The sequence below is a fragment of the Helicobacter pylori SA221C genome (assembly GCF_000476855.1).
In the GTDB taxonomy this organism is placed as follows: domain Bacteria; phylum Campylobacterota; class Campylobacteria; order Campylobacterales; family Helicobacteraceae; genus Helicobacter; species Helicobacter pylori_DK.
In genome coordinates, this window is record NZ_CBPT010000002.1 from 95,069 (window position 1) to 119,859 (window position 24,791).

At 39.0% G+C, this 24,791-nt stretch carries 26 protein-coding genes and 2 pseudogenes; 16 read left to right on the forward strand and 12 right to left on the reverse strand.

Annotated elements, in window-relative coordinates:
• Positions 1-36: 36 nt before the first annotated feature.
• The 8 genes and pseudogenes from QU01_RS01940 to QU01_RS01980 all read left to right on the forward strand — a co-directional run bounded on the left by QU01_RS01940 (position 37) and on the right by QU01_RS01980 (position 8,710).
• Entirely contained in the window at positions 37-720 is a 684-nt protein-coding gene (locus QU01_RS01940; protein ID WP_033761717.1) for an MqnA/MqnD/SBP family protein, read from the forward strand.
• 116 nt (positions 721-836) lie between these two features.
• A complete protein-coding gene (gene pyrH, locus QU01_RS01945; protein WP_001148049.1) occupies positions 837-1,559 on the forward strand; it encodes a UMP kinase in 723 nt (240 codons plus the stop codon).
• Between the two features lie 41 nt (positions 1,560-1,600).
• On the forward strand, positions 1,601-1,825 hold the full coding sequence (locus tag QU01_RS01950; protein WP_000712202.1) for a DNA-directed RNA polymerase subunit omega: 225 nt from the start codon (positions 1,601-1,603) through the stop codon (positions 1,823-1,825).
• Positions 1,812-4,139, forward strand: a complete 2,328-nt coding sequence (locus QU01_RS01955; RefSeq protein ID WP_033761715.1) for a RelA/SpoT family protein — start codon at positions 1,812-1,814, stop codon at positions 4,137-4,139. The genes QU01_RS01950 and QU01_RS01955 overlap by 14 nt, the downstream gene beginning before the upstream one ends.
• A 23-nt stretch (positions 4,140-4,162) precedes the next feature.
• A complete protein-coding gene (gene tyrS, locus QU01_RS01960) occupies positions 4,163-5,371 on the forward strand; it encodes a tyrosine--tRNA ligase (protein ID WP_033761713.1) in 1,209 nt (402 codons plus the stop codon).
• A gap of 16 nt (positions 5,372-5,387) precedes the next feature.
• Complete coding sequence (fabX, locus tag QU01_RS01965) at positions 5,388-6,479, forward strand: decanoate oxidase/trans-2-decenoyl-[acyl-carrier protein] isomerase FabX (protein WP_000255245.1); 1,092 nt, start codon at positions 5,388-5,390, stop codon at positions 6,477-6,479.
• A 6-nt stretch (positions 6,480-6,485) separates the two neighbouring features.
• Positions 6,486-7,954 (forward strand): annotated as a pseudogene (locus QU01_RS08355) (N-acetylmuramoyl-L-alanine amidase family protein).
• Between the two features lie 18 nt (positions 7,955-7,972).
• Positions 7,973-8,710 (forward strand): hypothetical protein, encoded by a 738-nt coding sequence (locus tag QU01_RS01980; RefSeq protein WP_033761711.1) that lies wholly within the window; start codon positions 7,973-7,975, stop codon positions 8,708-8,710.
• Positions 8,711-8,797: 87 nt separating this feature from the next.
• On the opposite strand, the gene flhB is transcribed toward QU01_RS01980, so the two are convergent.
• Both flhB and mobA read right to left on the reverse strand, forming a co-directional pair.
• Entirely contained in the window at positions 8,798-9,874 is a 1,077-nt protein-coding gene (flhB, locus tag QU01_RS01985; protein WP_033761710.1) for a flagellar biosynthesis protein FlhB, read from the reverse strand.
• Entirely contained in the window at positions 9,867-10,472 is a 606-nt protein-coding gene (gene mobA, locus QU01_RS01990; protein ID WP_033761709.1) for a molybdenum cofactor guanylyltransferase MobA, read from the reverse strand. The genes flhB and mobA overlap by 8 nt, the downstream gene beginning before the upstream one ends.
• Before the next feature lie 85 nt (positions 10,473-10,557).
• Between mobA and moaA the strand changes: the two genes are divergently transcribed.
• The 6 genes and pseudogenes from moaA (at position 10,558) to QU01_RS02020 (ending at position 13,856) form a co-directional block, all read left to right on the forward strand.
• A complete protein-coding gene (moaA, locus tag QU01_RS01995; RefSeq protein ID WP_033761706.1) occupies positions 10,558-11,523 on the forward strand; it encodes a GTP 3',8-cyclase MoaA in 966 nt (321 codons plus the stop codon).
• Positions 11,524-11,734: 211 nt separating this feature from the next.
• Complete coding sequence (locus QU01_RS08425; RefSeq protein ID WP_267864687.1) at positions 11,735-11,869, forward strand: hypothetical protein; 135 nt, start codon at positions 11,735-11,737, stop codon at positions 11,867-11,869.
• 70 nt (positions 11,870-11,939) lie between these two features.
• Positions 11,940-12,185, forward strand: a pseudogene (locus tag QU01_RS08360) (hypothetical protein); the annotation flags it as partial.
• A gap of 57 nt (positions 12,186-12,242) precedes the next feature.
• Positions 12,243-12,506, forward strand: a complete 264-nt coding sequence (locus tag QU01_RS02010) for a hypothetical protein (RefSeq protein WP_033761892.1) — start codon at positions 12,243-12,245, stop codon at positions 12,504-12,506.
• A gap of 144 nt (positions 12,507-12,650) precedes the next feature.
• Positions 12,651-13,475, forward strand: coding sequence for a hypothetical protein (locus QU01_RS02015; RefSeq protein WP_033761704.1), 825 nt, complete (start codon positions 12,651-12,653; stop codon positions 13,473-13,475).
• A gap of 60 nt (positions 13,476-13,535) precedes the next feature.
• The gene (locus tag QU01_RS02020; protein WP_033761703.1) at positions 13,536-13,856 is read left to right on the forward strand and encodes a YkgJ family cysteine cluster protein; all 321 of its coding nucleotides are present in this window, start codon (positions 13,536-13,538) and stop codon (positions 13,854-13,856) included.
• A gap of 8 nt (positions 13,857-13,864) precedes the next feature.
• Here QU01_RS02020 and ftsY read toward each other — a convergent pair whose 3' ends face one another.
• A complete protein-coding gene (ftsY, locus tag QU01_RS02025) occupies positions 13,865-14,743 on the reverse strand; it encodes a signal recognition particle-docking protein FtsY (RefSeq protein WP_033761701.1) in 879 nt (292 codons plus the stop codon).
• Between the two features lie 5 nt (positions 14,744-14,748).
• The gene (locus QU01_RS02030; RefSeq protein WP_033761699.1) at positions 14,749-15,306 is read right to left on the reverse strand and encodes a hypothetical protein; all 558 of its coding nucleotides are present in this window, start codon (positions 15,304-15,306) and stop codon (positions 14,749-14,751) included.
• 97 nt (positions 15,307-15,403) lie between these two features.
• Here QU01_RS02030 and QU01_RS02035 point away from each other — a divergent pair, with 97 nt between their 5' ends.
• On the forward strand, positions 15,404-16,072 hold the full coding sequence (locus tag QU01_RS02035; RefSeq protein WP_080248321.1) for a 5-formyltetrahydrofolate cyclo-ligase: 669 nt from the start codon (positions 15,404-15,406) through the stop codon (positions 16,070-16,072).
• The gene (gene rny, locus QU01_RS02040; protein WP_033761890.1) at positions 16,050-17,561 is read left to right on the forward strand and encodes a ribonuclease Y; all 1,512 of its coding nucleotides are present in this window, start codon (positions 16,050-16,052) and stop codon (positions 17,559-17,561) included. Before QU01_RS02035 ends, rny begins: the two co-directional genes overlap by 23 nt.
• Here the strand turns inward: rny and QU01_RS02045 are convergent, their stop codons facing one another.
• The 8 genes from QU01_RS02045 to fliD all read right to left on the reverse strand — a co-directional run bounded on the left by QU01_RS02045 (position 17,562) and on the right by fliD (position 24,777).
• On the reverse strand, positions 17,562-18,878 hold the full coding sequence (locus tag QU01_RS02045; protein WP_240444956.1) for an MATE family efflux transporter: 1,317 nt from the start codon (positions 18,876-18,878) through the stop codon (positions 17,562-17,564). It lies immediately after the preceding gene.
• Positions 18,878-20,191, reverse strand: a complete 1,314-nt coding sequence (locus QU01_RS02050) for a Na+/H+ antiporter family protein (RefSeq protein ID WP_033761693.1) — start codon at positions 20,189-20,191, stop codon at positions 18,878-18,880. The genes QU01_RS02045 and QU01_RS02050 overlap by 1 nt, the downstream gene beginning before the upstream one ends.
• Positions 20,192-20,317: 126 nt before the next feature.
• Positions 20,318-21,196 (reverse strand): carbon-nitrogen hydrolase, encoded by an 879-nt coding sequence (locus QU01_RS02055; protein ID WP_000638531.1) that lies wholly within the window; start codon positions 21,194-21,196, stop codon positions 20,318-20,320.
• 3 nt (positions 21,197-21,199) lie between these two features.
• Positions 21,200-21,346, reverse strand: a complete 147-nt coding sequence (locus tag QU01_RS02060) for a hypothetical protein (RefSeq protein ID WP_000656207.1) — start codon at positions 21,344-21,346, stop codon at positions 21,200-21,202.
• Positions 21,312-22,019: a tRNA threonylcarbamoyladenosine dehydratase gene (locus QU01_RS02065; protein WP_195742650.1), complete on the reverse strand. Its 708-nt coding sequence runs from the start codon at positions 22,017-22,019 to the stop codon at positions 21,312-21,314. The genes QU01_RS02060 and QU01_RS02065 overlap by 35 nt, the downstream gene beginning before the upstream one ends.
• A gap of 52 nt (positions 22,020-22,071) precedes the next feature.
• Positions 22,072-22,311 carry a hypothetical protein gene (locus QU01_RS02070; RefSeq protein ID WP_033761692.1) on the reverse strand — a complete coding sequence of 80 codons (240 nt, stop codon included), beginning with the start codon at positions 22,309-22,311 and terminating at the stop codon, positions 22,072-22,074.
• On the reverse strand, positions 22,298-22,678 hold the full coding sequence (gene fliS, locus QU01_RS02075) for a flagellar export chaperone FliS (protein WP_001199081.1): 381 nt from the start codon (positions 22,676-22,678) through the stop codon (positions 22,298-22,300). Before fliS ends, QU01_RS02070 begins: the two co-directional genes overlap by 14 nt.
• A 41-nt stretch (positions 22,679-22,719) precedes the next feature.
• On the reverse strand, positions 22,720-24,777 hold the full coding sequence (fliD, locus tag QU01_RS02080; protein ID WP_033761690.1) for a flagellar filament capping protein FliD: 2,058 nt from the start codon (positions 24,775-24,777) through the stop codon (positions 22,720-22,722).
• Positions 24,778-24,791 lie beyond the last annotated feature (14 nt).

Below are 24,791 nucleotides of genomic sequence, written 5' to 3' on the forward strand. Positions count from 1 at the left end.
ACTTTAGCTACCATGCGATACAAAAAAGGATTTTAAGTGCGTTTTGGTAAAATTGATTATTTGAACATGCTCCCTTTTGATGTGTTTATCAAATCCTACCCCACCCCTTGTTATTTCAAGCAATTTTTACGGCTTAAAAAAACCTACCCTTCCAAACTCAATCAAAGTTTTTTATTCAGGCGTATTGATGCGGGGTTTATTTCTTCTATCGCCGGCCATTCATTCGCTCTTCATTCCCATTCTCTAGGCATTGTCGCTTATAAAGAAGTTTTAAGCGTGCTGGTTGTGGATACAAAAAACGCTTTTGACAAAGAAAGCGCTTCTTCAAACGCCCTCTCTAAAGTTCTAGGGTTAAAAGGCGGAGTGTTAATCGGCAATAAAGCGCTGCAGTTTTATTATTCCAACCCTAAAAAAGATTTTATAGATTTAGCCGCTCTTTGGTATGAAAAAAAACGCTTGCCGTTTGTTTTTGGGCGTTTGTGTTATTATCAAAACAAGGATTTTTACAAGCGTTTGTCTTTAGCTTTCAAACATCAAAAAACAAAAATCCCTTACTACATCCTTAAAGAAGCCGCTTTAAAAACCAACTTGAAACGCCAAGATATTCTAAACTACTTGCAAAAAATTTACTACACTTTAGGCAAAAAGGAACAATCAGGCTTAAAAGCGTTCTATCGTGAATTGTTATTCAAACGCATTCAAAAACCCAAGCGGTTTTAGCGATTCGCTGAGAATATGAGAATGTAGGCTTAAAATTCAGAAAGGGTGTTTTTAAGCAAGATTAGGTTACAATCACAAGTTTTATTAAAATTTTATTAATTAATTAAGAAGGGATCATGCAAGCAAAAATAAAAAACAAACGGGTTTTGGTGAAATTTTCTGGGGAAGCGTTAGCTGGGGACAACCAGTTTGGGATTGACATTCATGTGTTAGATCACATCGCTAAAGAGATCAAAAGTTTAGTGGAAAACGCTATTGAAGTGGGTATTGTGATTGGTGGAGGCAATATCATTAGGGGGGTTAGCGCGGCTCAAGGGGGGATTATCAGGCGCACTAGTGGGGATTATATGGGCATGTTAGCCACCGTGATTAATGCGGTAGCCATGCAAGAAGCTTTAGAGCATATCGGCTTAGACACAAGAGTGCAAAGCGCGATTGAAATCAAAGAGATTTGCGAAAGTTACATTTACAGAAAAGCGATCAGGCATTTAGAAAAGGGTAGGGTGGTGATTTTTGGCGCTGGCACGGGAAACCCGTTTTTCACTACGGATACGGCGGCTACTTTAAGAGCGATTGAAATTGGATCGGATTTAATCATTAAAGCGACTAAAGTGGATGGCATTTATGACAAAGACCCTAACAAATTCAAAGACGCTAAAAAATTAGACACTTTAAGCTATAACGATGCCTTGATAGGGGATATTGAAGTGATGGACGATACCGCTATTTCTTTAGCTAAAGACAATAAGCTCCCCATCGTGGTGTGTAACATGTTCAAAAAAGGGAATTTATTGCAAGTGATCAAGCACCAACAAGGCGTATTTTCTATGGTAAAATAAGCCCTTTAAAATTGGATAGAGTTCAAAATAAAAGGATCAGTTTGAAAAAAGAGAGAACAGAGAGTTTAGTCGCTCAAGCCTTAAAAAATATTGGGAACGACCGCTACATGCTAGATAATTTAGTTTTCGCTCGTGTGAAGCAATTAAACGCCGGAGCCAAAACTTTAGTGAATATGGACCCTAAACGCCATAAATTAGTGGATATTGCCATCAGAGAAATCGCTGAAGGGAAAATTGATATAGACAGGATAGATGAACGAAATTGATAAATCCGTTGATATCGGATTCTTACGGATTCTGGATGTTATCAAAAAAGTTACGACCCCAAAGGGTGGCATTGAAATCTTAAGGACTTTAATTGATTTCACGCCCAAAATTGAAAACGCCCTAAATTTAGCAACCAAAAGCCATAAGGGGCAATACAGAAAAAGCGGCGAGCCTTATGTTGTCCATCCTATTTGTGTGGCAGGCTTGGTGGCGTTTTGTGGGGGCGATGAGGCGATGGTGTGCGCTGCGCTTTTGCATGATGTGGTAGAAGACACGCCTTGTGAGATTGAAACGATTGAGCAAGAATTTGGGCAAGATGTGGCTAATTTAGTGGATGCGCTCACTAAAATCACTGAAATCAGGAAAGAAGAATTAGGCGTGAGCTCTCAAGATCCCAGAATGGTGGTTTCAGCGCTCACTTTTAGAAAGATCCTTATTAGCGCGATACAAGATCCAAGAGCCTTAGTGGTAAAGATTAGCGACAGGTTGCACAACATGCTCACCTTAGACGCCTTGCCTCATGACAAGCAAGTGCGTATTTCTAAAGAGACTCTAGCAGTGTATGCCCCCATAGCGAGCCGATTGGGCATGTCTTCAATCAAAAATGAATTAGAAGACAAGAGCTTTTATTATATTTATCCAGAAGAGTATAAAAATATCAAGGAATATTTGCACAAAAACAAGCAGTCTTTACTCTTAAAACTCAACGCTTTTGCGAGCAAGCTAGAAAAAAAACTTTTTGATAGCGGGTTTAGCCATTCGGATTTTAAACTCGTTACAAGGGTGAAACGCCCCTATTCTATCTATCTTAAGATGCAACGAAAGGGCGCAGTCAATATTGATGAAATTTTAGACTTGTTAGCCATTAGGATTTTATTGAAAAACCCGATTGATTGCTATAAGGTTTTAGGGATTATCCATTTGAATTTCAAACCCATTGTCTCTCGTTTTAAAGATTACATCGCTTTACCCAAAGAAAATGGTTACAAGACGATACACACGACCATTTTTGATGAATCTTCTGTTTATGAAGTGCAGATCCGCACCTTTGATATGCACATGGGGGCGGAGTATGGTAATTCAGCCCACTGGAAGTATAAAGCCGGGGGCGTGGATCATGAAGATCATCATGAGGGCATGAGATGGTTGCAAAATTTTAAATACCATGACAGCGATTTGAAAAACGACCCTAAAGAATTTTACGAACTCGCTAAGAACGATTTGTATCGTGAAGATATTGTCGTTTTTTCGCCTCATGGGGACACTTACACTTTACCGGTGGGTGCGATCGCTTTAGATTTTGCTTACATGGTGCATAGCGATTTGGGCGATAAAGCCACGGACGCTTATATCAATAGTAAAAAAGCCTTACTCAACCAGGAATTAAGAAGCGGGGATGTGGTTAAAATCGTTAAAGGCGATAAAATAATACCTCGTTTCATTTGGATGGATCAGCTTAAAACTTCTAAGGCTAAAAACCATTTGCGCATCCAAAGAAGAAACCGCTTGAAAGAGATTGATACTAAGAGCATGGTAAATATTCTAACGACTTTTTTTGGGCGTTCTGTTTTTGAAGATGTGGATTTAAAAGATTATAAAAACTTTGAAGAAAAATTAACAGATTGCGGGGTGGAGATTACCTTAACAGAAGCGATGAAAAGCTTTGAGAATTTAGCCAAACTCACTGAAGAAATTGAAAATAAGGTGTTTTCTTTAAAAGAAGATGCGATTTTAGAATACCAAGAGATGAGTTTATGGACTCGAGGTTTGAGGTATTTGGGTTTTAAAACCAATGTCTTGAATTTTTTAGCCCCCAATCGGCAGTGGCAGTGTAAGGAATTAGAACATTTTAGCGTTTGTTCAAGCAACGCTTTAGAAATCAAACAGGTGTTGTTGAATGATTGTTGTTACCCTAAATATGGCGATGAAATCATTGCGATTGTAACGGATTTGAAAGATCCAAAGGCGGTTGCGCACCATAAATTTTGCAAAAAAGCGATAGCGGAAGTGGACGCTAAAGCGCCTATGGTTTATATAGAATGGCACAAGCGGGATCGAACGATTTATAAAATGATGTTTTATTTAGGCGAAAAAAAGTCGGTTTTAGCGGGTTTATTGACTTTTTTAAACAGGAATGAATGCAATATTGTGGGCGTGTCTTACTTAGGCTATAAAGACAAATATTCTAGCCATTGTGAAGTGAGTTTTGAAATAGCCACGGATAAGGCGGATTGGATCAGAGCCTTAATCAATCGCAAATATCAGGATAGGATTGTAGAATTATCCAGTCTAGATGACGCTTATGAATCATAATAAGCCCTAATTAAGGAATAAACATGGAACAAAAAATCAGTATCGCCTTAAAAGAGATCGCTAGAGGCACTAATGAAATCATTGGGTTAGAATATATTGAAAAGCTGGTGAGAAAATATTACGAAACCAATGAGCGCTTTATCGTTAAAGCCGGGTTTGATCCTACCGCTCCCGATTTGCATTTAGGGCATACGGTATTGATCCAAAAATTAGCTTTATTGCAGCGATATGGGGCTAGAGTTAAGTTTTTGATTGGGGATTTTACCGCTATGATAGGCGATCCTACAGGGAAAAATGAAACCAGAAAGCCCTTAAACCGGGAGCAAGTCTTAGAAAACGCTAAAACTTATGAAGAGCAAATCTATAAAATTTTAGATCAACAACACACCGAAGTGTGCTTTAATTCCACTTGGTTGGATGCTTTAGGTGCAAAGGGCATGATAGAATTGTGCGCGAAATTTTCAGTCGCTAGAATGCTAGAAAGGGACGATTTTGCTAAACGCTATAAAGAAAACCGCCCCATTAGCATCGTGGAATTTTTATACCCTTTGTTGCAAGGCTATGATTCAGTGGCGATGGATGCGGATATTGAGCTTGGGGGCAATGATCAAAAGTTTAATTTGCTGGTGGGGCGTTTTTTGCAACGATCTTACGGCTTGAATAAAGAGCAGTCTATCATTACCATGCCTTTATTAGAGGGGCTTGATGGGGTGCAAAAAATGAGTAAAAGCTTGGGGAATTATGTGGGGATCACTGAAGAGCCTAATGCGATGTTTGGGAAGATCATGAGCGTGAGCGATGATCTCATGTGGCGCTACTACACCCTTTTGAGCACTAAGACTTTAGAAGAAATTGAAGACTTAAAACATGGTATTTTAAACCAAACCCTGCACCCTAAAGCCGTTAAAGAAGATCTCGCTAGTGAAATCGTGGCTCGTTATTATGATAATGAACAAGCGATTAAGGCTAAAGAGCAATTTTCTAAAGTGTTTAGCGCAAACCTTTTGCCCGAAATTTTATCAGAGAGCGATTTTGATGAGGGGGTTGGGATTTTAGATGTTTTAAAACAGATTGGCTTTTGCCCATCCACTTCACAAGCCAGGCGCGATATTCAAGGGGGAGGGGTAAAGATTAATCAAGAAGTGGTAAAAGATGAGAGTTATCGTTTTGTTAAAGGAAATTATGTTATACAGCTTGGTAAGAAAAGATTTATAAAATTAAATATTAACTAATATTAAGGAAAGAGCTATGGTATCAACACTCAAACCGCTAAAAATCGGTAAGCACACCATAAAATTCCCTATCTTTCAAGGGGGAATGGGTGTGGGGATTAGCTGGGATGAACTAGCTGGAAATGTTGCCAAAGAAGGGGCTTTAGGAGTGATTTCAGCCGTAGGGACTGGTTATTATAAAAACATGCGTTTTGTAGAAAGGATTGTGGCTAAAAAACCCTTTGAAGCCTTGAATTTTTACTCCAAAAAAGCGTTGAATGAGATTTTTGCAAACGCTAGGAAGATTTGTGGGAACAACCCTTTAGGAGCGAATATTTTATACGCTATCAATGACTATGGCCGTGTTTTAAGGGACTCTTGTGAAGCGGGAGCGAATATCATTATTACAGGGGCTGGTTTGCCCACTAACATGCCTGAATTCGCTAAGGATTTTAGCGATGTGGCGCTCATCCCTATTATTTCTTCAGCGAAGGCTTTAAAAATCCTTTGTAAAAGATGGAGCGATCGCTATAAAAGAATCCCGGACGCATTCATTGTGGAAGGGCCTTTGAGTGGGGGACATCAGGGCTTTAAATACGAAGATTGTTTCAAAGAAGAATTCCGATTAGAAAACTTAGTGCCTAAAGTCGTGGAAGCTTCTAAAGAATGGGGGAATATCCCTATCATCGCTGCTGGGGGGATTTGGGATAGGAAAGATATAGACACCATGTTAAGCCTTGGAGCGAGTGGGGTGCAGATGGCGACTCGTTTTTTAGGCACGAAAGAATGCGACGCTAAAGTGTATGCCGATCTTTTGCCCACGCTCAACAAAGAAGATATTTTACTCATTAAATCGCCTGTAGGCTATCCGGCTAGGGCTATTAATACGGGAGTGATCAAGCGCATTGAAGAGGGTAATGCGCCTAAAATCGCATGCGTGAGCAATTGTGTAGCGCCTTGCAACAGGGGTGAAGAGGCTAAAAAGGTGGGTTATTGTATCGCTGATGGCTTGGGGCGCAGTTATTTAGGAAACAGAGAAGAGGGGCTTTATTTTACTGGGGCTAATGGCTATAGAGTGGATAAGATTATCAGCGTGCATGAATTGATCAAAGAGCTTACAGAGGGTTAATTTGTAGTGCTTGTGAGATTAGGGGTTGTTGCATGTCTTTTGTGGTTGCATTTTGCTTATGCTACAACCCTTAAAATTACCAACATTGTGCCTTTTGGTTCTAGCAGCGTTAAAATTCTGTTCAATCAAGAAATTAAAAAATTCAAAGAAGTTTCGCTCAAAAATTTCAAGAGTTATTTGGAATTAGAAGCCATTTTAACCATTCCTAAAAAGCATTACCAATTTTCCAAACAATCTTTTATCACGATCGCGCAATTCAGCCCTAAATTAGCGCGAGTGGTCATTAGCCATGCTCCTAAGATGACTTATGAAGTTAAAATCTTTAAAGACAAGCTCTATGTTTCTATCGTGGAGAAAAAGCCCTTAATTAGGCATCAAATGGTGCTAAAACCACCCAAACACCATGCACTCAAACACACAACGCCAAAACCCACCCCTAAGACCATTAAAAAAGAGGCTAAAAAGTCTAAAGAGACTAAAGAAAAAACGCCTATTAAGCATGCACGCTCAAAACATGCGCACTCTCCATTGAACGAAAGGAGCGCTAAAAAAGAAATTCCTAAAAAAGAAATTCCTAAAAAAGAAATTCCTAAAAAAGAAATTCCTAAAAAAGAAATTCCTAAAAAAGAAATTCCTAAAAAAGAAATTCCTAAAAAAAGAAATTCCTAAAAAAAGAAATTCCTAAAAAAGAAATTCCTAAAAAAGAAATTCCTAAAAAAGAAGCGGAAAATGAGAGTAAGAACCAAGTCTTTATAGCAGAAAAAAATGACACTTTCATCAAAACCAAGCGTAAAAAACACAAAAAAATCGTTTTAGACGCTGGGCATGGGGGGAAAGATTGTGGGGCGATGAGCGCGAATTTGGTGTGTGAAAAAGACATTGTTTTAGAAGTGGTGAAGTTTTTATACAAAGAGCTTAAAAAAAGAGGCTATAGCGTTTTATTGACAAGGGATAAGGATATTTATATTGATTTAGTGGCTCGCACGGAACTAGCCAATAAAAAAGGGGCGGATTTATTCATCTCAGTGCATGCCAATTCCATCCCTAAACATTCCACTTCTAACGCTCATGGTATAGAGACTTATTTCTTATCCACCGCAAGGAGTGAAAGGGCTAGGAAAGTGGCTGAGCAAGAAAATAAAGACGATGTGAATTTGATGGATTATTTTTCTAAAAGTTTGTTTTTAAATTCATTGAACACGCAGCGACTGATTGTTTCTAACAAACTGGCGATTGATGTGCAATACGGCATGCTCCAAAGTGTCCGCAAAAATTACCCTGATGTGGTGGATGGGGGTGTTAGGGAGGGGCCTTTTTGGGTGTTAGCCGGGGCTTTAATGCCTTCAATCTTAATAGAAATTGGTTATAATTCCCATGCGATAGAATCTAAACGCATCCAAAGCAAACCGTATCAAAAGATCTTGGCTAAGGGCATTGCTGATGGCATTGATAGTTTCTTCAGCAAGAATGATTAGGCAATGATTAGGTTGTAGATGAATTTTTATCAAAAAATATACACGCATAAAGTCGTTTTTTCTTCATTGTTTTTTTTGTTGTTTTTGTTCAATGTGGAAACTTTGTTGTTTTCGCATTTCAGCGATGATTTTTCCCAATTGTTTTTTTTGTTTGAAAACCATGTTTATGATTTCATTGTCAAATTAGATTACTTGGGGCTAATAGGCGTTTCTTTAATTTATCTGCTTGTGCTTATTGTTAAGCCTTTCACCCTCACGCGCCAAAAATGCGCTTGTATAGGGATCTTATGCCTTTCTTTCTACGCTTGGAATTTTCCTGTTAAACATTCTTTAATAGCGCTTTATCTTTTCTATTTTGCGCTGTTAGCGACTTTATTGTGGCGTTTTTTAGGGGCTAGTATGAAGCAATCTTTCTTGCCCTCTATGAATATTTGCATCGTGTGGGTTTTTGCTTCTTCTTTACAGAGTTTTAGATTTTTAAGCGTGTCTGATTGCGTGGATTTTTCCCTTTTTATCCTCGCTCTTATTTTATTGATACTGGTTTTAATCTATCATAAACGCCTTTTTGGGCTGTATGAATACGCTAACACGCTTATTTTGATTGTGGGGCTTAGCGTGGTGGTGCTATGCTCTAGCATGTTCATTCAAACTAAAGAATATTATGGCATGCGGTTGGGTTTTTACTTTTTAGGCCTGTTGGGGTGGCTTTTAGAATACATCCATAACACTTTAAGGCGTTTGGAGCATAAGATTTAAAGCTTTCATCAAATAGGGATAGCTAAAGTTTTTTGAGTGTCTTTGATTGAGTGTCTTTTTGGGGCTTAAAAGCGGGTTTAAGAAATCTTAAAGAGATTTGATGATCTTTTGTTTTTGGCGTTCTTGCTCTAATTTAGCCACTTGAGCGAAGACAATCGCCACCGCTTCAAACAATTCTTCTGGTATGGCAGCGTTTAATTTCACATCCCTATAAAGCTCTCTGGCGAGCGTTTTATTTTCTATAATTTCTATGTCATGCTCTCTGGCGATTCCCTTAATCCTAATAGCTAAATAATCCGTGCCTTTAGCCACCACCACAGGCACAGGGTGTTCTTCATCAAATTTGAGAGCGACGGCATAATGGGTGGGGTTAGTCACCACGACATTGGCTTTAGGGATTTCTTGCATCATTTTATTCGTGGCGTTTTTTACCATCATCTGGCGGATTTTGGCTTTGATTTCTGGGTTTCCTTCTTGCTGTTTGTATTCGTCCTTAACTTCTTGTTTAGTCATTTTTAAAGAGTTAGTGTATTGGCGGCGCTTGATTGCTAAATCTATAAAAGCCAAGACAAAAAATAAAAACAAAAGCGAAGAAATGAGTAATAACGCCTTATTTTTAAACCACAACAACTGGCCTTGCAAATTCAAAAGAGCCGCATGGTTTAATTCCCCTAAAAATAAGGAAAAGATGAAAAACCCCAGAAAAAAAGCTAAAAAAACTTTTAAGGTGATCAAACTCCCATCAAGGAGCTTTTTTAAAGAAAAAAGGTTTTTGACGCCATTGATAGGGTTGATTTTAGAAAATTTAGGCTCAATGACTTTAGGGGAAAAGAGCCAGCCAAATTGCAAGACATTAGATAAAAACGCCACTACCATTAAAATGATTAAAATCGGTAAAAGCAATAAAAAAGTGTCTTTAGCCAGCTGGTTAAACAGCTCTTGAACGCTTTCTTTACTGAAATCTAGGGAAAAATCTTTCAACACATGGCGATACATTTCGCTAAAGCCATCCACCCACCATATAAAAAAAACAAAAATACTCATTAGCCCGGCCAATAACCCCAAAAACCCCACCACTTCCATGCTCTTAGGCACATTGCCTTCTTCTCTGGCTTTTTGGATTTTTTTCGCGCTAGGGAGTTCGGTTTTTTCTTCTTCAGCCATTGGCCCTCTCTTTTAAAATTTGAACGGCTAATTCATAGTCTTTTAGGGTGTTTAGGTTTAAAAATTCTTCTTCTTTGTCAAAATGGATAGCGACTGAAGAGGCGTTTTTGATAAGATTGCTAAGGCGATAATTTTGCGTTTTAAGAGCGTAACTAAGGGCGTTAAGGGTATTTTGATGCCACAGAGAAATCAAATAATGCTCTTTTGTAGGGCTTTTAGCATAGACTACGCTAAAATTTTTAATTTCACAAAGAGTTTTAATGCTTTCAAAGGACACTAAAGGCGTATCTATAGGGATAAAAAAAATATAAGGGGTTTGCAGCGTTAAAAAAGCGTTATGAATGCCAAAAAGGGGTGAAAAAAGACCGCTTTCTCTTTCTAAAAGGTAGGGAGCGTTTAGTTTATACGATTTTTTAGTGCTGATAATAACTTTTTTGAAAAGTTTTAAAAGGCGCGAGTATTGGTATTCTAAAAGGCTAGGATACGATTTTAAAGGCATGAGAGCCTTATTGATTTGAATATTATTGATGATAAAACGAGAGCTTTTGCCCCCAGCCAGTAAAACGCAAGGAATGTTATCAATGATAGGGTTTTTCAAAAGATCTATCCATGTTTATGTTGTTAAGTTATGGTTTATTATGTTACACTAAAAGCTTAAATAAAAGGGCATAAGGGAAAAGGGAGTGTTAGTAGATAGTTTTAATAGGGTTATTGACTATATTAGGGTTTCTGTAACCAAACAATGTAATTTCAGGTGTCAGTATTGCATGCCTACTACGCCATTAAATTTTTTTGATGATGAAGAATTATTGCCTTTGGATAATGTTTTAGAATTTCTTAAAATCGCCATTGATGAAGGCGTTAAAAAAATTAGAATCACGGGTGGGGAGCCGCTATTGCGTAAAGGATTAGATGAATTTATCGCTAAACTACACGCTTACAATAAAGAAGTGGCGTTAGTTTTAAGCACTAATGGTTTTTTACTCAAAAAAATGGCTAAGGATTTAAAAAATGCCGGGTTATCGCAAGTGAATGTTTCATTAGATTCTTTAAAAAGCGATAGGGTTTTAAAAATCTCTCAAAAAGACGCTCTTAAAAACACGCTAGAAGGGATTGAAGAGTCCTTGAAAGTGGGTTTAAAACTCAAATTAAACACGGTTGTGATAAAAAGCGTTAATGATGATGAAATCTTAGAGCTTTTAGAATACGCAAAAAATAGGCGCATACAAATCCGCTACATTGAATTTATGGAAAACACGCATGCTAAAAGTTTGGTTAAAGGCTTGAAAGAGCGAGAAATTTTAGATTTGATCGCTCAAAAATATCAAATCATTGCGACAGAAAAACCTAAACAAGGGTCTTCTAAAATCTACACGCTAGAAAATGGCTATCAATTTGGCATTATCGCTCCGCATAGCGATGATTTTTGCCAATCTTGCAATCGTATCCGTTTGGCTTCTGATGGCAAGATTTGCCCATGCTTATACTATCAAGACGCCATAGACGCTAAAGAAGCGATCATAAATAAAGATACAAAAATGATGAAAAGGTTTTTAAAACAATCTGTCATCAATAAACCAGAAAAAAACATGTGGAATGATAAAAACAGCGAAACTCCCACAAGGGCGTTTTACTACACAGGGGGGTAGGGGAAAATATTTATTATTTTAAACATTTTTATAAAAAATAAGGCGGTCTTTATGGAAAAAGTCCTAGCGTTTTTTATTTCCGGCTTTTTTAGTTTCCGGTCTTTCGGGGGGGGGGGTTACTTATAAGCCTATCCTAAACCTTTTAAAATCCCCAAAATCTCTCGCTTTTTTTAAATCTCACCTATTAACACCGCTAAAGAGAGGGTAATTCATGTTAGAAAACATGCAAAATATTTCGTTACAAAGCTCTCATGAAGCAGGGGTGGATATTACAGAGAGCAAAATGCTTATAAAATTTGCACCATTATTATTGATGAATTTAATTATTATTGATGAATTTATATGAACATGTTGGAAATGGCAAGGATTCCAAAGAAGTGTTCGATCAAGCCATGAAAGATGCAAAGGATGTGGTGCTTATCAAGCTGTTAGAGGTGTATCAAAATCAATTTAAGGAGGTGTTTGAGCGATATTTTCATGAAACTACCAAGTTTTTCAATCAGAGTTTTGACGAGCTTTGGAGAGCAAGTTATACAGGGGATGCAGATTTAGGTATAGGAATCAATAACAAGATCCAAGAAAGACTAGGTCAAAAGGCGTTATTTGATAATTCCAAAGAGGGTTGGGATTTCATAACTAGCCGTGGAAGAACAGAAATTTAAAGGAGAAGTGTGATAAAGTCATTTGTAGCCACTGTGATAGAGTTATCTATAACCGCTATGATAGAATCATTGGAAAAGGGTGGTTCTTTCAGTCAAAGAGATCGTGAGAAATTCGTGCAAGCCGCTAGAACGCATGGGACTGAAGATGGCGTTATTGAAGAAATTATTGATATTGGTCAAACGCTCAGCCTTATCTACCGCCATGAAGATCTTATTGATGCAAGCGATTTATCAAGAGAACAAAAGAAAACCATGCGTGCTGAGCTCCAAAAAAGCATTGATGAAAATCTAGAAGCTTTAAGAAATATCATAAACACATAAAGGATAAAACATGCCATTGCCATTTATTATAGCAGCTGGAGTGGCCCTAGCGGCAGCAGGATACGGAGTCAAAAAAAAGTTGATGCAGACATTCTCAGCGAAGAGACCAATGAATATATTAAGTATATCAATGAAGGCAATGATTTGCTAGAGGAAGCAGAAGAAGTTATTAAAGCTGTGGCTTCTGATTGCGAGTTTGCTCTTGCGAGATTTGAAGAGAAAAAGTGTTATATTAGAAATCAAGTAATTTCAGAATTTTCGCACCATTTTAATCAATTAAAAGGATTTGAACTTAGCAACAAAAAAGATAGCATGGAAAATATCCAACTCTCTGTGTCAGATACACTAAAAATTATTGATAAAAATCTCAAGATGAGTTCCTTTGATATCTTTGGTGTCGTTGGAAATGCTGTGGGAAATTTCTCTGTGGGATTTGGTTTGGCTACTGGAGGTATAGTTGGAAGTATGGGGCTTTTAGCCGGACCCGCACTCGCTATTTTTGGAGCTTTGAGAGCCGCTGAAATGGAAAAAAAGCTAGAAAATGCTAAGGCTCGCTACGAAGAGATCAGAGTGAGATTTGAGGAAGCGGTTGTGATGATTGATCAGTTTCAAGCTATTGAAAAAATGGCGAGGCTTTTCACCAGGCAGATCACAAAATGTGACATGCTATTTTTCTCGCTTTCTCAAGACGCCATCGCCACGATGAAAAAGCATCACTACGATACCTCTCTTTACAATCAAAAAGAAAAAGATCAGCTCTGCGTTACCGTTTCAACGCTCTCGACTTTGAGCGCTTTTTTGAAGGTGTCTATCATGGACGAACACCAAAAGCTCAATAAAAAAGCGCAAAAAGCCCTTAATCTCATGCGAAAACAGATGGATAGCTTAGAAAATGGGCATTATAGCTTGCGTGATATTAGTTTTAGGCAGGCACAGCTTGAAGATCTAAGAGACGATAAGACTTCTTAGGACTATAGAGATTTGAAAGAGGAAAAAAGGGCGTGAAATAGAGGGTATAAAGAAGCGAGCATGGAAGAATCAAAAAAGCGAACAACTCTTAATCGTTTCCCTTGCACCTCTTGTGGGCTTTGTTGCAAGAATATCACCGGGATTATTGAGCTTATTGGGTTTGATGCCGGCAATGGGGTGTGCAAGTTTTTGGATTCAGAAACCAATCTGTGCAAGATTTATGAATCGCGCCCGTTAATTTGCAGGATTGATGAAGCACACAAAAAGCTTTATCCCCACATCCCGCTTAAGGAGTTTTATGCCAAAAACGCAGAGATTTGTAACGCTTTACAAGAAGCAAACCACATGGATATAAGTTTTAGGGTTATTCTTAATCAATAATTTTTAATTTATTGTCCCACAAACACCGCATCAACCAAATCTGCTATAAAGCGTTCTTCATCAAAAGCGATCAAATCGTCTTCTTTTTCGCCCATTCCTAAATAAAGAATGGGTAATTTCAACTCATACAGCACGCTTAAAATCGCTCCGCCTTTAGAAGTGCCATCAAGCTTAGTCATGATCACGCCGTCTAACGCCAAAGTCTCATGGAAAATTTTGGCTTGCGTTAGCCCAGAACTCCCTTGCGTGCCGTCTAAAATAAGGAATTTATAAAAGGGGGCGTCTTTTAAAACTTTAGAGCAGGTGCGCGCGATTTTAGAAAGCTCGTTTTTAAGGTTGGTCTGGTTGTGTAATCTCCCAGCGGTGTCTATAAAAACTTCATCTATATTTTTAGCGATCGCGCTTTCTATGGTGTTATAAGCTAGAGAGCTTGGATCGCTCCCTTCTTTAGCGCTAATGACTTGAACGTTAAGCTTTTCGCCCCATAATTGGAGCTGTTTGACTGCGGCCGCTCTAAAGGTATCGCCGGCTCCTAAAAGCGCTTTTTTATGCTGTTTTAAAGAGAGTTTGGCTAATTTAGCGATCGTTGTGGTTTTACCCGCCCCATTAACCCCCACGATGAGATGCACTAAGGGTTTTGTGGTGATAGTTTTTAGGCGGGTTTTATCATAATAGCTTTCCCCACGCACAAAACGCAACAAGGCGACTTCCAATTGCTTGGGCGTAACTAAATCGCCTAAATGCTTTAACAAGCTCTCTATCAAATCGTATTGAATATCAAAGCCAATCAAAATTTCTTCTAATTCCTCTTTAGGGATATTTTCACGCTTTTTTTCTTTCTCTTCGCCCTTAATCTTATTGACAATTTTTTTGAAAAAATTAAACATTAAATTCAGTCCTTTAAATTGGAAATATCAAATTGGAGCATTTCTGCTGGCACAATCCCCTGATACACTTTAATCAATTGGTGTTTGTCATATAAGAGCATGTTAAAAGAATGGTTTAAAGCGTCATGGTTTAAATGATCAAAAAGAGCGGTATCTTTAGGGTTTAAAATCATCAAATCAGTTTGAAAAGGCGCAATAAAGTCTTTGATTGCATCGCTTGAATAGGGTTGATTGAGTAAAATAAGCACCCTCAAACGATCTTTAAAAGTTTTTTTTAAGACGTTAAAGGTGGGGGCGTAATCTTTTAAAGAATTATCTAAAGCGCTTAAAACTAATAGGGTAGGGGCGTTAGAATCTGGGCTGATGTTTAGGGAATCTAAATCGCCTGTGATCGTGTATTCTTGGTTATTCAAATCCATAGCGGTGTAGGTTTTAGGGCTATCTTGTTGGGTGGTATTGTTTTGAGAATCTTGAGATTTTTGAGAATTTTTACAAGCGCTAAAACCCAACAAAACAATCAAAACCAGCGCGATAAAACGCAAAAAATAAGCCTTAATTCTCATTATAAACACATCCTTAAGAATAATAAAATGGTAACTAATAACCTAAAATTATACTATAATGTAAGTCTAAAATTTAAGGATTATAACCATTAAAACGATTTTTAGAGATTTTTGTAAAGAACGCTTGAAAAGGGCTAAAGCAAAAAATAAAGTCAGGGATAAATTGGCTTGCAAGCTTTTGTTTTGGAAACTCAAAGATTATCAAAATATTTTATTGTATAGCCCATTAGGGCATGAGCTTGACATCAGGCCTTTGATTTTTAGGTTAAGACAAAAAAATAAGCGCGTGTGGTTGCCTAAAAGCATCAAAAAAGGCGCTGATTTTTCCAAAGAGGTTTTCAGTATCGTGCCCTTTAGGTTGCCCTTAAGGCGTTTGGGGTGGTTTGATGAGCCGAGTTTGTCGTGCTGTTATAAGCGAGAATTGGATTGTATTGTCGTGCCGATCTTAGGAATGGATACAAGCTTTAGGCGCGTGGGTTTTGGGCTAGGCATGTATGATAGGAGTTTGCCCCAATTATTCAAAAGGCGACTGAAACGCCCCTTAATCGTGTTTGTGAGCAGGGAGTTAGCGATAGCTAATGGTGTTCTTACAGATGCCCATGACATTGAAGCGGATCTTTATATGAATGCTCGTATCGTTATGAAGAATGATAAAAGGAAACATTATGAGCATGGGGTTAATTTACATTTCATTAGAAGTCTTGGTAGCGTGTTTGATTACCGCTCTAGCCATGTATTATGTGATGAAAAAGATCTATTATGCTAGAGCGCAAGCCGTTTTAAAAGGCGCTTCAGCTAAAGCCAAATTGATGGAGTTTCAAGCGAAATCTTTCGTGGAAGCTGAAGAGATGCGCATGAAAAGCCAAGAATGCAAGTTGCAACAGCAATATGAAAACAAAAATTTGCAGCTCAAAACCCATTTTGATAAAAAAGAAGCGCATTTGAAGCATTTAGAAGCGCAACACAAAGAATTTGTAAGAGATGAAAAACGCTATTTGGAAAAGGAAAAAAAAGAGCTTGAAAAAGAACGCCAAATTTTAGAACAAGAAAAAGAAAATTTTAAAAAACAGCGTGCTGTTTGTAAAGAAGCTCAAGCCAAAACGCTAGACGCGATGCTCAATTACATGGCTTATACTAAAGATGAAATTAAAAACATGATTTTAGAGCAGTTAGAAGAAGAATTAGAAGCGCAAAAAAGCGCTTTAATCAGGCGTTATGAAAAAGAAGCCAAAGAAGAGGGCAAGAAAAAATCGTATGCCATTTTAGCGGAAGCGACAGCCCGTTTTGCGGGTAATTATGCGACAGAGAATTTAACAACTCGTATTGCTTTGCCCTGCTCAGATTATATCGGTCGTGTGATAGGCAAAGACGGGAAAAATATTGAAGCGTTTAAAAAGGTCAGCGGGGTGGATATAGAATTTAGCGAAGATAGTAGCGAATTGTGCTTGTCTAGTTTCAATATTTATCGGCGTGAAGTGGCGAGCGAGACGATTAAAATTTTAATAGAAGACGGCCGTATCCAGCCTAACAGGATTGAAGAGGTTTATCACAGAGTCGCGCGCAACATGGAAAAAGAATTGCTTTCTGAAGGGGAGAGCGTGGTGTTAGAATTAGAGCTTGGGGCTATGGAAGATGAGCTTAAAATTTTAATAGGCAAAATGCGTTACCGCTCTAGTTTTGGGCAAAACGCCTTACAGCATTCTAAAGAAGTCGCTCTTTTAGCCGGCTTGATTGCAGAGCAGCTTGGGGGGGATAAAAAACTCGCCAGAAGAGCCGGTATTTTGCATGATATTGGTAAAGCGCTCACTCAAGAGCTTGGGAGAGACCATGTGAATTTAGGGGTTGAGGTGTGCAAGCGCCATAAAGAAGATCCGGTTGTGATCAATGCGATTTATGCCCACCATGGGCATGAAGAGATTTTGAGCGTGGAGTGCGCGAGCGTGTGCGCGGCTGATGCGCTTTCTGCAGGGCGTCCGGGCGCTAGGAGAAAGAGCGATGAAGAATACGCTAAACGCATGCAAGCTTTAGAAGAGATCGCGTTAGAATTTGATGGGGTGGAAAAAGCGTATGCGATGGAGAGCGGGCGAGAATTAAGAGTGATTGTCAAATCCAACCAAGTTAGGGACAATCAAGTGCCTATTATTGCCAGAAAGATCGCTAAAAAGATAGAGGAGAGCGCTCAGTATGTGGGTGAAGTGGGCGTGCAAGTGGTGCGAGAAAGCCGTTTCAAAACGACCGCTACGCTCAAGCAATGATTAAGCCTTTTTCCCGCATCTTTTCCATATGCCTCTAGAAAAAACTTTATAATAGATGAATGAGCGCAAAAAAGTTTCTGATGCGATCACCACAAAAATAAATTCCACCTTAAAATGATGAATTAAAAGCAAGTAAATAGGCATGATCCTTAACCCCCATAAGCTTAGGGTGTTAATATATAGTGAGACTTTAGAAATGCCAGCCCCTCTAAAAACTCCATCTAGCACAAAATACCCAATTAAGGGGGCTTGAGAGAGACCCACAGCGATCAAATAAGATCGCGCCACTTCCAAAACTTCTCCATCTTGAGAAAAAAGGCTCGCGAATTCTTTAGCGAATAAGACTAAAACAATCCCTAAAACCCCCATTAAACCCATAGAGATTTTTAAAATCAAATGCGCGTATTCTGTGGCGATCTTTGGCTTGTTCGCCCCTAAATTTTGCCCTGTTAAAACCATCGCTGCGATCATAAACCCAAATCCGGGCATGAACGAAAAGGTTTCAACTCTAATGCCTATTTGCATGCCCGCTAACACCTTATCCCCATAGCTTGCTACAAATTTGGATAAGAGGATTAAAGAAAATAAGCTCAATAAGCGCTCAAACCCGGCCGGCCAACCCACTCTAAACATGGTTTTTAAAAAAGAAAAATGAAAGGTTATTTTGAATTTTAAAGGGATTTTTTTGATTTGTATCCAAACGCCAAGCGCGAGTAATTCCAAATAAGAGACAACCACATTCGCTAAAGCAGAGCCTACAATCCCCATTTTTTTAAAACCAAAATCCCCAAAAATCAAGGCTTGATTCAAAAAAATGCATGCGATGACCATGATGATTTTGACAATAAAGGGGGTTAAGGTGTCTGAAAAGCTAGCGAGCGCTGAAACTAAAACATTTTTTAAAAAAATACTCGGTAGCGCGATAACTAAGACTTCTAAATAATCTTGCGTCAATTGGCACGAAGGATTTTGTAATTGCATCCAATTTAAAAAAGGCTCAATCAAAAAATAAGAAACAAACAGCACGCCCAAACAGATCACAAACGCCCCTATAAAAATACTGGAAAAAGCGTGATTGATTTGAGCAAAATCCCTAGCTCCCACAAGCCTGGACAGAATGGCGTTGGTGCCGGTGTATAAAATCGTATTGATGCCATAAAAAAGCATCAAAAATTGCAAACCCACCCCTAAAGCCACAATGTGATGGTGCGAAATCTTACCCACAAAAAAAACCGAGAGCGCGACCACCAACACATCTAAAAAAGCATTAACCCCAGAGGGTAAGGCTAAAGAAAAGATTTTCTTAACTTGATAGATTAGCCTAATAGTAACGCTCCAAGAACTCCAAAAACAATCAAAGGAAGGTTATAGACTAAAAAAGTCGGCACGCATGTGTCATAGATATGATTGTGTTGGTTGTCTGCGTTAAGCCCGCAAGTAGGCCCCATGGTGCTATCGCTAGCCGGTGAGCCTGCATCGCCTAAGGCTGCGGCTATGCCGATGAGTAAAATCGTAGATTCTATGCTAAAACCTAATTTCGCGCATAAAGGGACATAAAACACAGCGATGATAGGGATAGTGCCAAAAGAAGTCCCTATCCCCATAGTGATAAAAAGCCCTACAACAAGCATTAAAAAAGCCCCTAAAAGCTTCCCTTGGACTACGCTTGTGATCGCATTCACTAAGCCCTCTATCGCATGCACTTTTTGCAACACTTCTCCAAACCCGCTAGCCACTAACATCACAAAAGCGATAAACGCCATCATTTTCACGCTATCATCCATAAGCGAGTCTGTTTCTTTAAACTTAATGCCACGGCCTAATAAGATGATCGCTAACGCTAAAAAGGCGGCTAAGGGCATCGAATCGGTGGCTAATTGGATCACAAACGCCACGATAACCCCTATAAAAGTCAAATAGTCATGGTAGTTTAATTGAAGCGAGGCGTAATTTTCTATGTTAAAAGATTTTTCTTTGTAGTGCCTGGGTTTTTTGTATAGCGTTAATACAGCCACAAGCAGCCCAACAACCATCGCTAACCCCGCTATCCACATCACTCCTGTGATTTGCGCTATGGTAGAGCTAACGCCATTAGCTTTTAATTGCTCTAAAATGGTGGTTTGAAAAATCAAGCCAAACCCTACAGGAAGCACCAAGTAGGGGGCTTGCAAGCCAAAGGTTAAAGCGCAAGCGACCGCTCTTCTATCCAGTTCTAGCCGGTTCATTAAATGCAAAAGAGGGGGGATTAAAATAGGGATAAAAGCGATATGCACCGGCACTAAATTTTGCGAAAAGCATGCGATGAAAGCGATCAAAAAGCAAAAAGTGGATCGTTTGTAATCCATTAAGCCTATTAATTTGCTCAAAGCGACTTTAATGAGGTTGCTTTTAGCGATCGCTACCGCCAAAGCCCCTAAAAGGATGTAGCTTAAAGCGATGTTTAAATTGCCTTTCATGCCGTCTATCATTACATTAAAACTCTCCGTGATCCCAAGCCCTCCCATAAGTCCTGCTATGAGAGTCGCGCTAATCATAGAAAGCATGACATTGAGCCTTAAAAGGCTAAGAACGCACATGCAAATGATAGCCACAAAGGCAGGATTGCTCCATATAGAGCTATTTTCTAGCATTTTTGCTCCTTGTTAAAATGAAAATACCGCGCAAAAATGATAGAATTTTTGCGCTTGTTTAGCGCAAAAAACCACACCTACCATGTTTAATCCTTTCTAACCTTAAATTTTAAACTGATTGACTGATTAAATATAGCGTTTTAACAAATCGTTATAAAAATCAATGCGTCTGTCTCTTAAAAACGGCCACATTCGGCGCACTTCTTCGGTGCGTTCTAAATCAATTTCCGCATACAAAATCTCTTCTTTATCGCTCGCTTTAGCTAAAAACTCGCCCAAAGCCCCCACCACAAAACTAGAGCCAAAAAAAGTAATACCCCCCTTAATCGCGCCGCTAGGATCTAACTCCACGCCCACTCTGTTAGTCGCAATCAAAGGCAAGCCATTAGCGATCGCATGCCCTCTTTGGATCGTCTCCCATGCGTTTTGCTGACGCTTTTTTTCTTCGTTAGAATCTTCTTCTAAAAACCCTATCGCGCTAGGATAGATTAAAATTTCTGCCCCTTTTAAAGCCATAATCCTTGCTGCTTCAGGATACCACTGATCCCAGCACACCATAAGCCCTAATTTCCCCACGCTTGTAATAATAGGCTCAAAGCCCAAATCCCCCGGCGTGAAATAAAATTTTTCATAAAACCCTGGGTCATCAGGAATGTGCATTTTGCGATACACTCCAGCGATTGAGCCATCTTTTTCAAACACAACCGCGCTATTGTGATACAACCCTTTAGCGCGCTTTTCAAATAAAGAAGCGATAAGCACCACTTGAAATTTTTGAGCTAAAGCACTAAAAAAAGCCTTATCTTCTTCAAAATACTCGCCCAAATCAAAAAATTTAGGGTTTTCGCTTTGACAAAAATAACTATAAGGGTTTAATTCTTGCAACACCACTAAATTGGTCTTAGGGTGTTTTTTTAGCGCTTGTTCAAGCAGGTTGGCTGTATGCTCTATGGTTTTTTTTCTAGAGCCGCAATAAGCATGCTGGAGGACGCCTGCATAAATCATTTTTCACTCTTCTTCATAATCAGAGTTATAGTCTTCATAATCGTCATCATCATAGACATTCTTATAATCATTATACTCTTCATCTTCTTCTTCAAAGCCCTCTAATTCTTCTTCTTCAAAATCTTCCAATTCGTCTTCGTAATCTTTCATTCCACTGCCTTTCATTGTTGATAATGTCTTGCACGACTTCACTCGCTATTTGCAAACCAAAACTCGCTGTAACCGCATTAAAACTCCCAAGCTCTATGCAATGCGGAACTTCAGGGCTAAAAACCACTTTAAAATCCCCTTTAAAACGGCGTTTTTTTAAAAAATCCCTAAATTTACGCCCGAATTTATCGCCATAGCTTTCCCACACGCTCCTTACTTGGATGTGTTTAGGGTTCAAACGCTTCGCGCTCCCCATAGAGCTGATAAACTTCCCGTAAGCGAAATTCTGGCATTTTATCGCTAGGCTTGTTTTAATAGGCAAATCGTCCATGCAATCTAAAATGTAATCATAATCTCTAAAATTAAATGAATTTAAAAACGCTTCATCTATATGCAAATTCAAAGCTTGAATGCCCTTATAGAGATCTTGCAACACCAACACTTTAGATTCTCCTATCCTTTCTGAGCCAATCTGGCGGTTTTGATTGGTAACATCAAACACATCTTTGTCAATGATGGTGATTTGCCCTATCCCCACACGATACAAAGCGTCTAGTGCAAAGCCCCCAACGCCCCCCACACCACAGATTAAAACCCTTTGTTGGCGGATTTTTTCAAAATCGTTTTTAAACAACCACCTTATGCGCGTGAATCTATCTATGGGTTCAGACAATCTTTAGCCTTCAATAAAAATAGTGCTTTTATTGTATCGTAGTTTAAAAAATCTAAGACAAAAATTTTTGAATCTTCTTAGCCTTATGCATTTGCGATTGCAGTTCTTCTTTTTCTTTTTCTAATAATTCAATGCTTTGGGCTATCATTTCCTTAAGGCTTAAAAGCGTGTCTAAATCTAAACTTTTTATTTGCTCTAAAGAAAGGCGCTCTATCAATGAAAAGGCTTGCTTAGAATCTTTTTTAACAAGAGCGATTTTAAAGGAATCTAATAACACATCAGGCGAGTTCATCTGAATGGATTTCCCTCCAAGCTTCTAACAACCCCCTAGCCACATTCAACACCAAATCAATCTTACTCGCATCATTTTCCACATTGGCTTGCGTTAAAACTTTGATTTGATGGGTGTATAAGCCTGTAAGATACACCGCCACTTCCCCCCCTTTTTCATAATCTAAAATATTCAACAATTCCGTGAAAATATCCGTAACCCTATTAATATAATAAATTTTCTTTTCAATGTCTTCATTTTCAATACAGCGTTTGGCTTGCGAAGAAAATCTCAAAATCCCTTCATAAAGCATTTCAATGAGTTTTGCCGGGGACTCCACACTCACTCGGTTATGCTGGTAGGCTTGATAAGCGTTAGCGTATTGCATAATGTTCCTTTATCCTTTAAAATTGATAACTCTCTGTTTTTTTAATTCTTTTTAGCTGCCGCTTGATCGATCATCATTTGCACGGAATTGAATTTTTGATTGGCTTTAGAAATTTGGCTATCATAAGCGGCAAAACGCTCCGCCATAATGTTGTAGCGGGTTTTTAAAAGCTCTTGAGCGTTTTCTTTGTCTTTGGTTAGGCTTTTAGCGTCTCTGTCTAGGGAATCTTCATAAATCTTTAATTTAGCGTTCCCTCCATCTATGAGATTGGCGATGACTTGATTGAATTTAGAAAAAATGCCCTCTTGGTGGATTTCTCTGCCCCCCATATCCTTGCTATCGCTCCCATAGAAAAAATCTTGAGTCGCTTTAGGATTAGAATTTAAGGCACTACTCAATTTAGCCTCATCTAAACTCATCACGCCTTTATCGTCCAAACTAAGCCCGTATTTCATCAAGCTTTCTACCCCATTATCCGTATGCACGCTATAAGAAAACACATTATTAAGAGAAGATCGGATTGTGCGAATATCGCCCACGCCGTTAAAAATCCCAGCGATTTTGGTGTCAGCGTCATAACGCGTGTCTTCATCCAGTTTAGGGATAAGCTCATTATAGGCTTTGACAAATTCTTTAAGGCTGTCTATAATGGCTTGATTGTCCCTGCTCACGCTAATAATGGCGGGTTTATTAGGCTCTGTGGTTTGCTCTAAAGTGATATTAACCCCGTTAATCACATCATTGACCTCATTAGTGGGGCGTGTGATGCTCACCCCATTATAAGTGAATTCTGAATCGCTCGCTTTTTGTAAGTTTTTAGATATAAAAAGCGTGTCTTGCGAAGCTTCATAAGATTGCATTATGCCAGCGCTCAAACCCAAATCCTTCAAACTGGCCTTGCCTAAAGCGTCCTCGCCCTTAATGGTGAGCATTCCGGTTTTAGAATTGATCACAAGCTTGCCTTCGGCGTTTTTAAACGCACTCAAGCCTTCTTTGGAATTGATCGCTTGAACGATAGCGTCTGTGTTTTCTTCACTAGTATTGCTCTCTTTGGTTAAAGCGCTCAAATCCAGTTTTTGACCATTCAAACTAACCACCCCTTCTAATTTACCCTCTTTTATGGTGCGAGAGCTTTTTAACAAATCGCTTTCTTGGGTGGTGGTTTGCAAAAACCCAAGCTCTTTAGCCTTGCTCCCTTTAATTTCAATGTTTCCCCCACGCCTGTCATTAATGATTAAAGATTCCCCCCCATGAATAGTGTCTATGGAAATATCCCCATTAGCGATCAAATCTTTAAAATTAGGGTCATTTTCTAAAGCCTGCTCTATCGCTTTTTGGATTGCGGTGTTTTTTTGTTTGATAGAAGCGCTTTCAGGGAGTTCTAGCGTGATGGGGACTTCATGCATATTCCCATCAGCCCCTTTTAAATTCAAACTCACTTCACTTTTTCCGCTTCCATCAACCCCCAAAGAAAGGGCATTTTTGTTAGCGAGCGTGGATTGGAGGTGTGAGCCAAAATAGACTCGGTTGTCTTCGCCGGTGTTTTTGGTATTCACCATTAATTGGTAGGGGTCATTCCCTCCTGTTTTCATCACAATGCCCATCACTTCGCCATTGGTAGCGTCCGTGATGCTTTGAGCCACATCGCCTAAAGTCATTCCTGCTTTAATATCAACGGCGTAGTCCTTGTTTTGCGTGTAAAACTTGAGCGTGGTATCCACTTGGCTAAAAATATCGTCTCTTGAAGAAAATTTCGCCCCTAATTCGTTAATATCGCCTTGCGCTAAATTTTGCACATCCACTTTAATATCTTGAATAGGCACGCCAGCCCCCACGCTCGCGCTCAACGCATCGCCTGTAACATTGCTTTTCCTACTGATATAAGTGGAATAATCTGAAAGCGTTTTAACCGGGCCTTTTAGAGCTGAAAGGAGCGTTTTAATTTCTACAAGGGCTTTTTGTTTTTCAACATTTTGCTCCATTTTCTTGTCTAAGGGGGCGATTAACGCTTTTTCATCGGCGTCCTTAAGCTTGTCAATCACATCGTAATTCAAAACCTTACTGCCAAGCCCTAATGAGCTTAATGAACCTATTGCCATGTCTAACCTCTAAA

Excerpts from the sequence above, each read along its gene's own strand:
- QU01_RS08425 (WP_267864687.1), top strand. The coding sequence starts at position 11,735 with ATGTTAGAAAACATGCAAAATATTTCGTTACAAAGCTCTCATGAAGCA.
- QU01_RS01955 (WP_033761715.1), top strand. The coding sequence starts at position 1,812 with ATGAACGAAATTGATAAATCCGTTGATATCGGATTCTTACGGATTCTG.
- QU01_RS02070 (WP_033761692.1), bottom strand. The coding sequence starts at position 22,311 with ATGAACTCGCCTGATGTGTTATTAGATTCCTTTAAAATCGCTCTTGTT.
- rny (WP_033761890.1), top strand. The coding sequence starts at position 16,050 with ATGAAAAAGATCTATTATGCTAGAGCGCAAGCCGTTTTAAAAGGCGCT.
- QU01_RS02010 (WP_033761892.1), top strand. The coding sequence starts at position 12,243 with ATGATAGAATCATTGGAAAAGGGTGGTTCTTTCAGTCAAAGAGATCGT.
- QU01_RS02055 (WP_000638531.1), bottom strand. The coding sequence starts at position 21,196 with ATGATTTATGCAGGCGTCCTCCAGCATGCTTATTGCGGCTCTAGAAAA.
- flhB (WP_033761710.1), bottom strand. The coding sequence starts at position 9,874 with ATGGCTGAAGAAGAAAAAACCGAACTCCCTAGCGCGAAAAAAATCCAA.
- fliS (WP_001199081.1), bottom strand. The coding sequence starts at position 22,678 with ATGCAATACGCTAACGCTTATCAAGCCTACCAGCATAACCGAGTGAGT.
- ftsY (WP_033761701.1), bottom strand. The coding sequence starts at position 14,743 with ATGTTTAATTTTTTCAAAAAAATTGTCAATAAGATTAAGGGCGAAGAG.
- QU01_RS02050 (WP_033761693.1), bottom strand. The coding sequence starts at position 20,191 with ATGCTAGAAAATAGCTCTATATGGAGCAATCCTGCCTTTGTGGCTATC.
- QU01_RS02020 (WP_033761703.1), top strand. The coding sequence starts at position 13,536 with ATGGAAGAATCAAAAAAGCGAACAACTCTTAATCGTTTCCCTTGCACC.
- pyrH (WP_001148049.1), top strand. The coding sequence starts at position 837 with ATGCAAGCAAAAATAAAAAACAAACGGGTTTTGGTGAAATTTTCTGGG.
- tyrS (WP_033761713.1), top strand. The coding sequence starts at position 4,163 with ATGGAACAAAAAATCAGTATCGCCTTAAAAGAGATCGCTAGAGGCACT.
- QU01_RS01980 (WP_033761711.1), top strand. The coding sequence starts at position 7,973 with ATGAATTTTTATCAAAAAATATACACGCATAAAGTCGTTTTTTCTTCA.
- QU01_RS02030 (WP_033761699.1), bottom strand. The coding sequence starts at position 15,306 with ATGAGAATTAAGGCTTATTTTTTGCGTTTTATCGCGCTGGTTTTGATT.
- fliD (WP_033761690.1), bottom strand. The coding sequence starts at position 24,777 with ATGGCAATAGGTTCATTAAGCTCATTAGGGCTTGGCAGTAAGGTTTTG.
- fabX (WP_000255245.1), top strand. The coding sequence starts at position 5,388 with ATGGTATCAACACTCAAACCGCTAAAAATCGGTAAGCACACCATAAAA.
- QU01_RS02060 (WP_000656207.1), bottom strand. The coding sequence starts at position 21,346 with ATGAAAGATTACGAAGACGAATTGGAAGATTTTGAAGAAGAAGAATTA.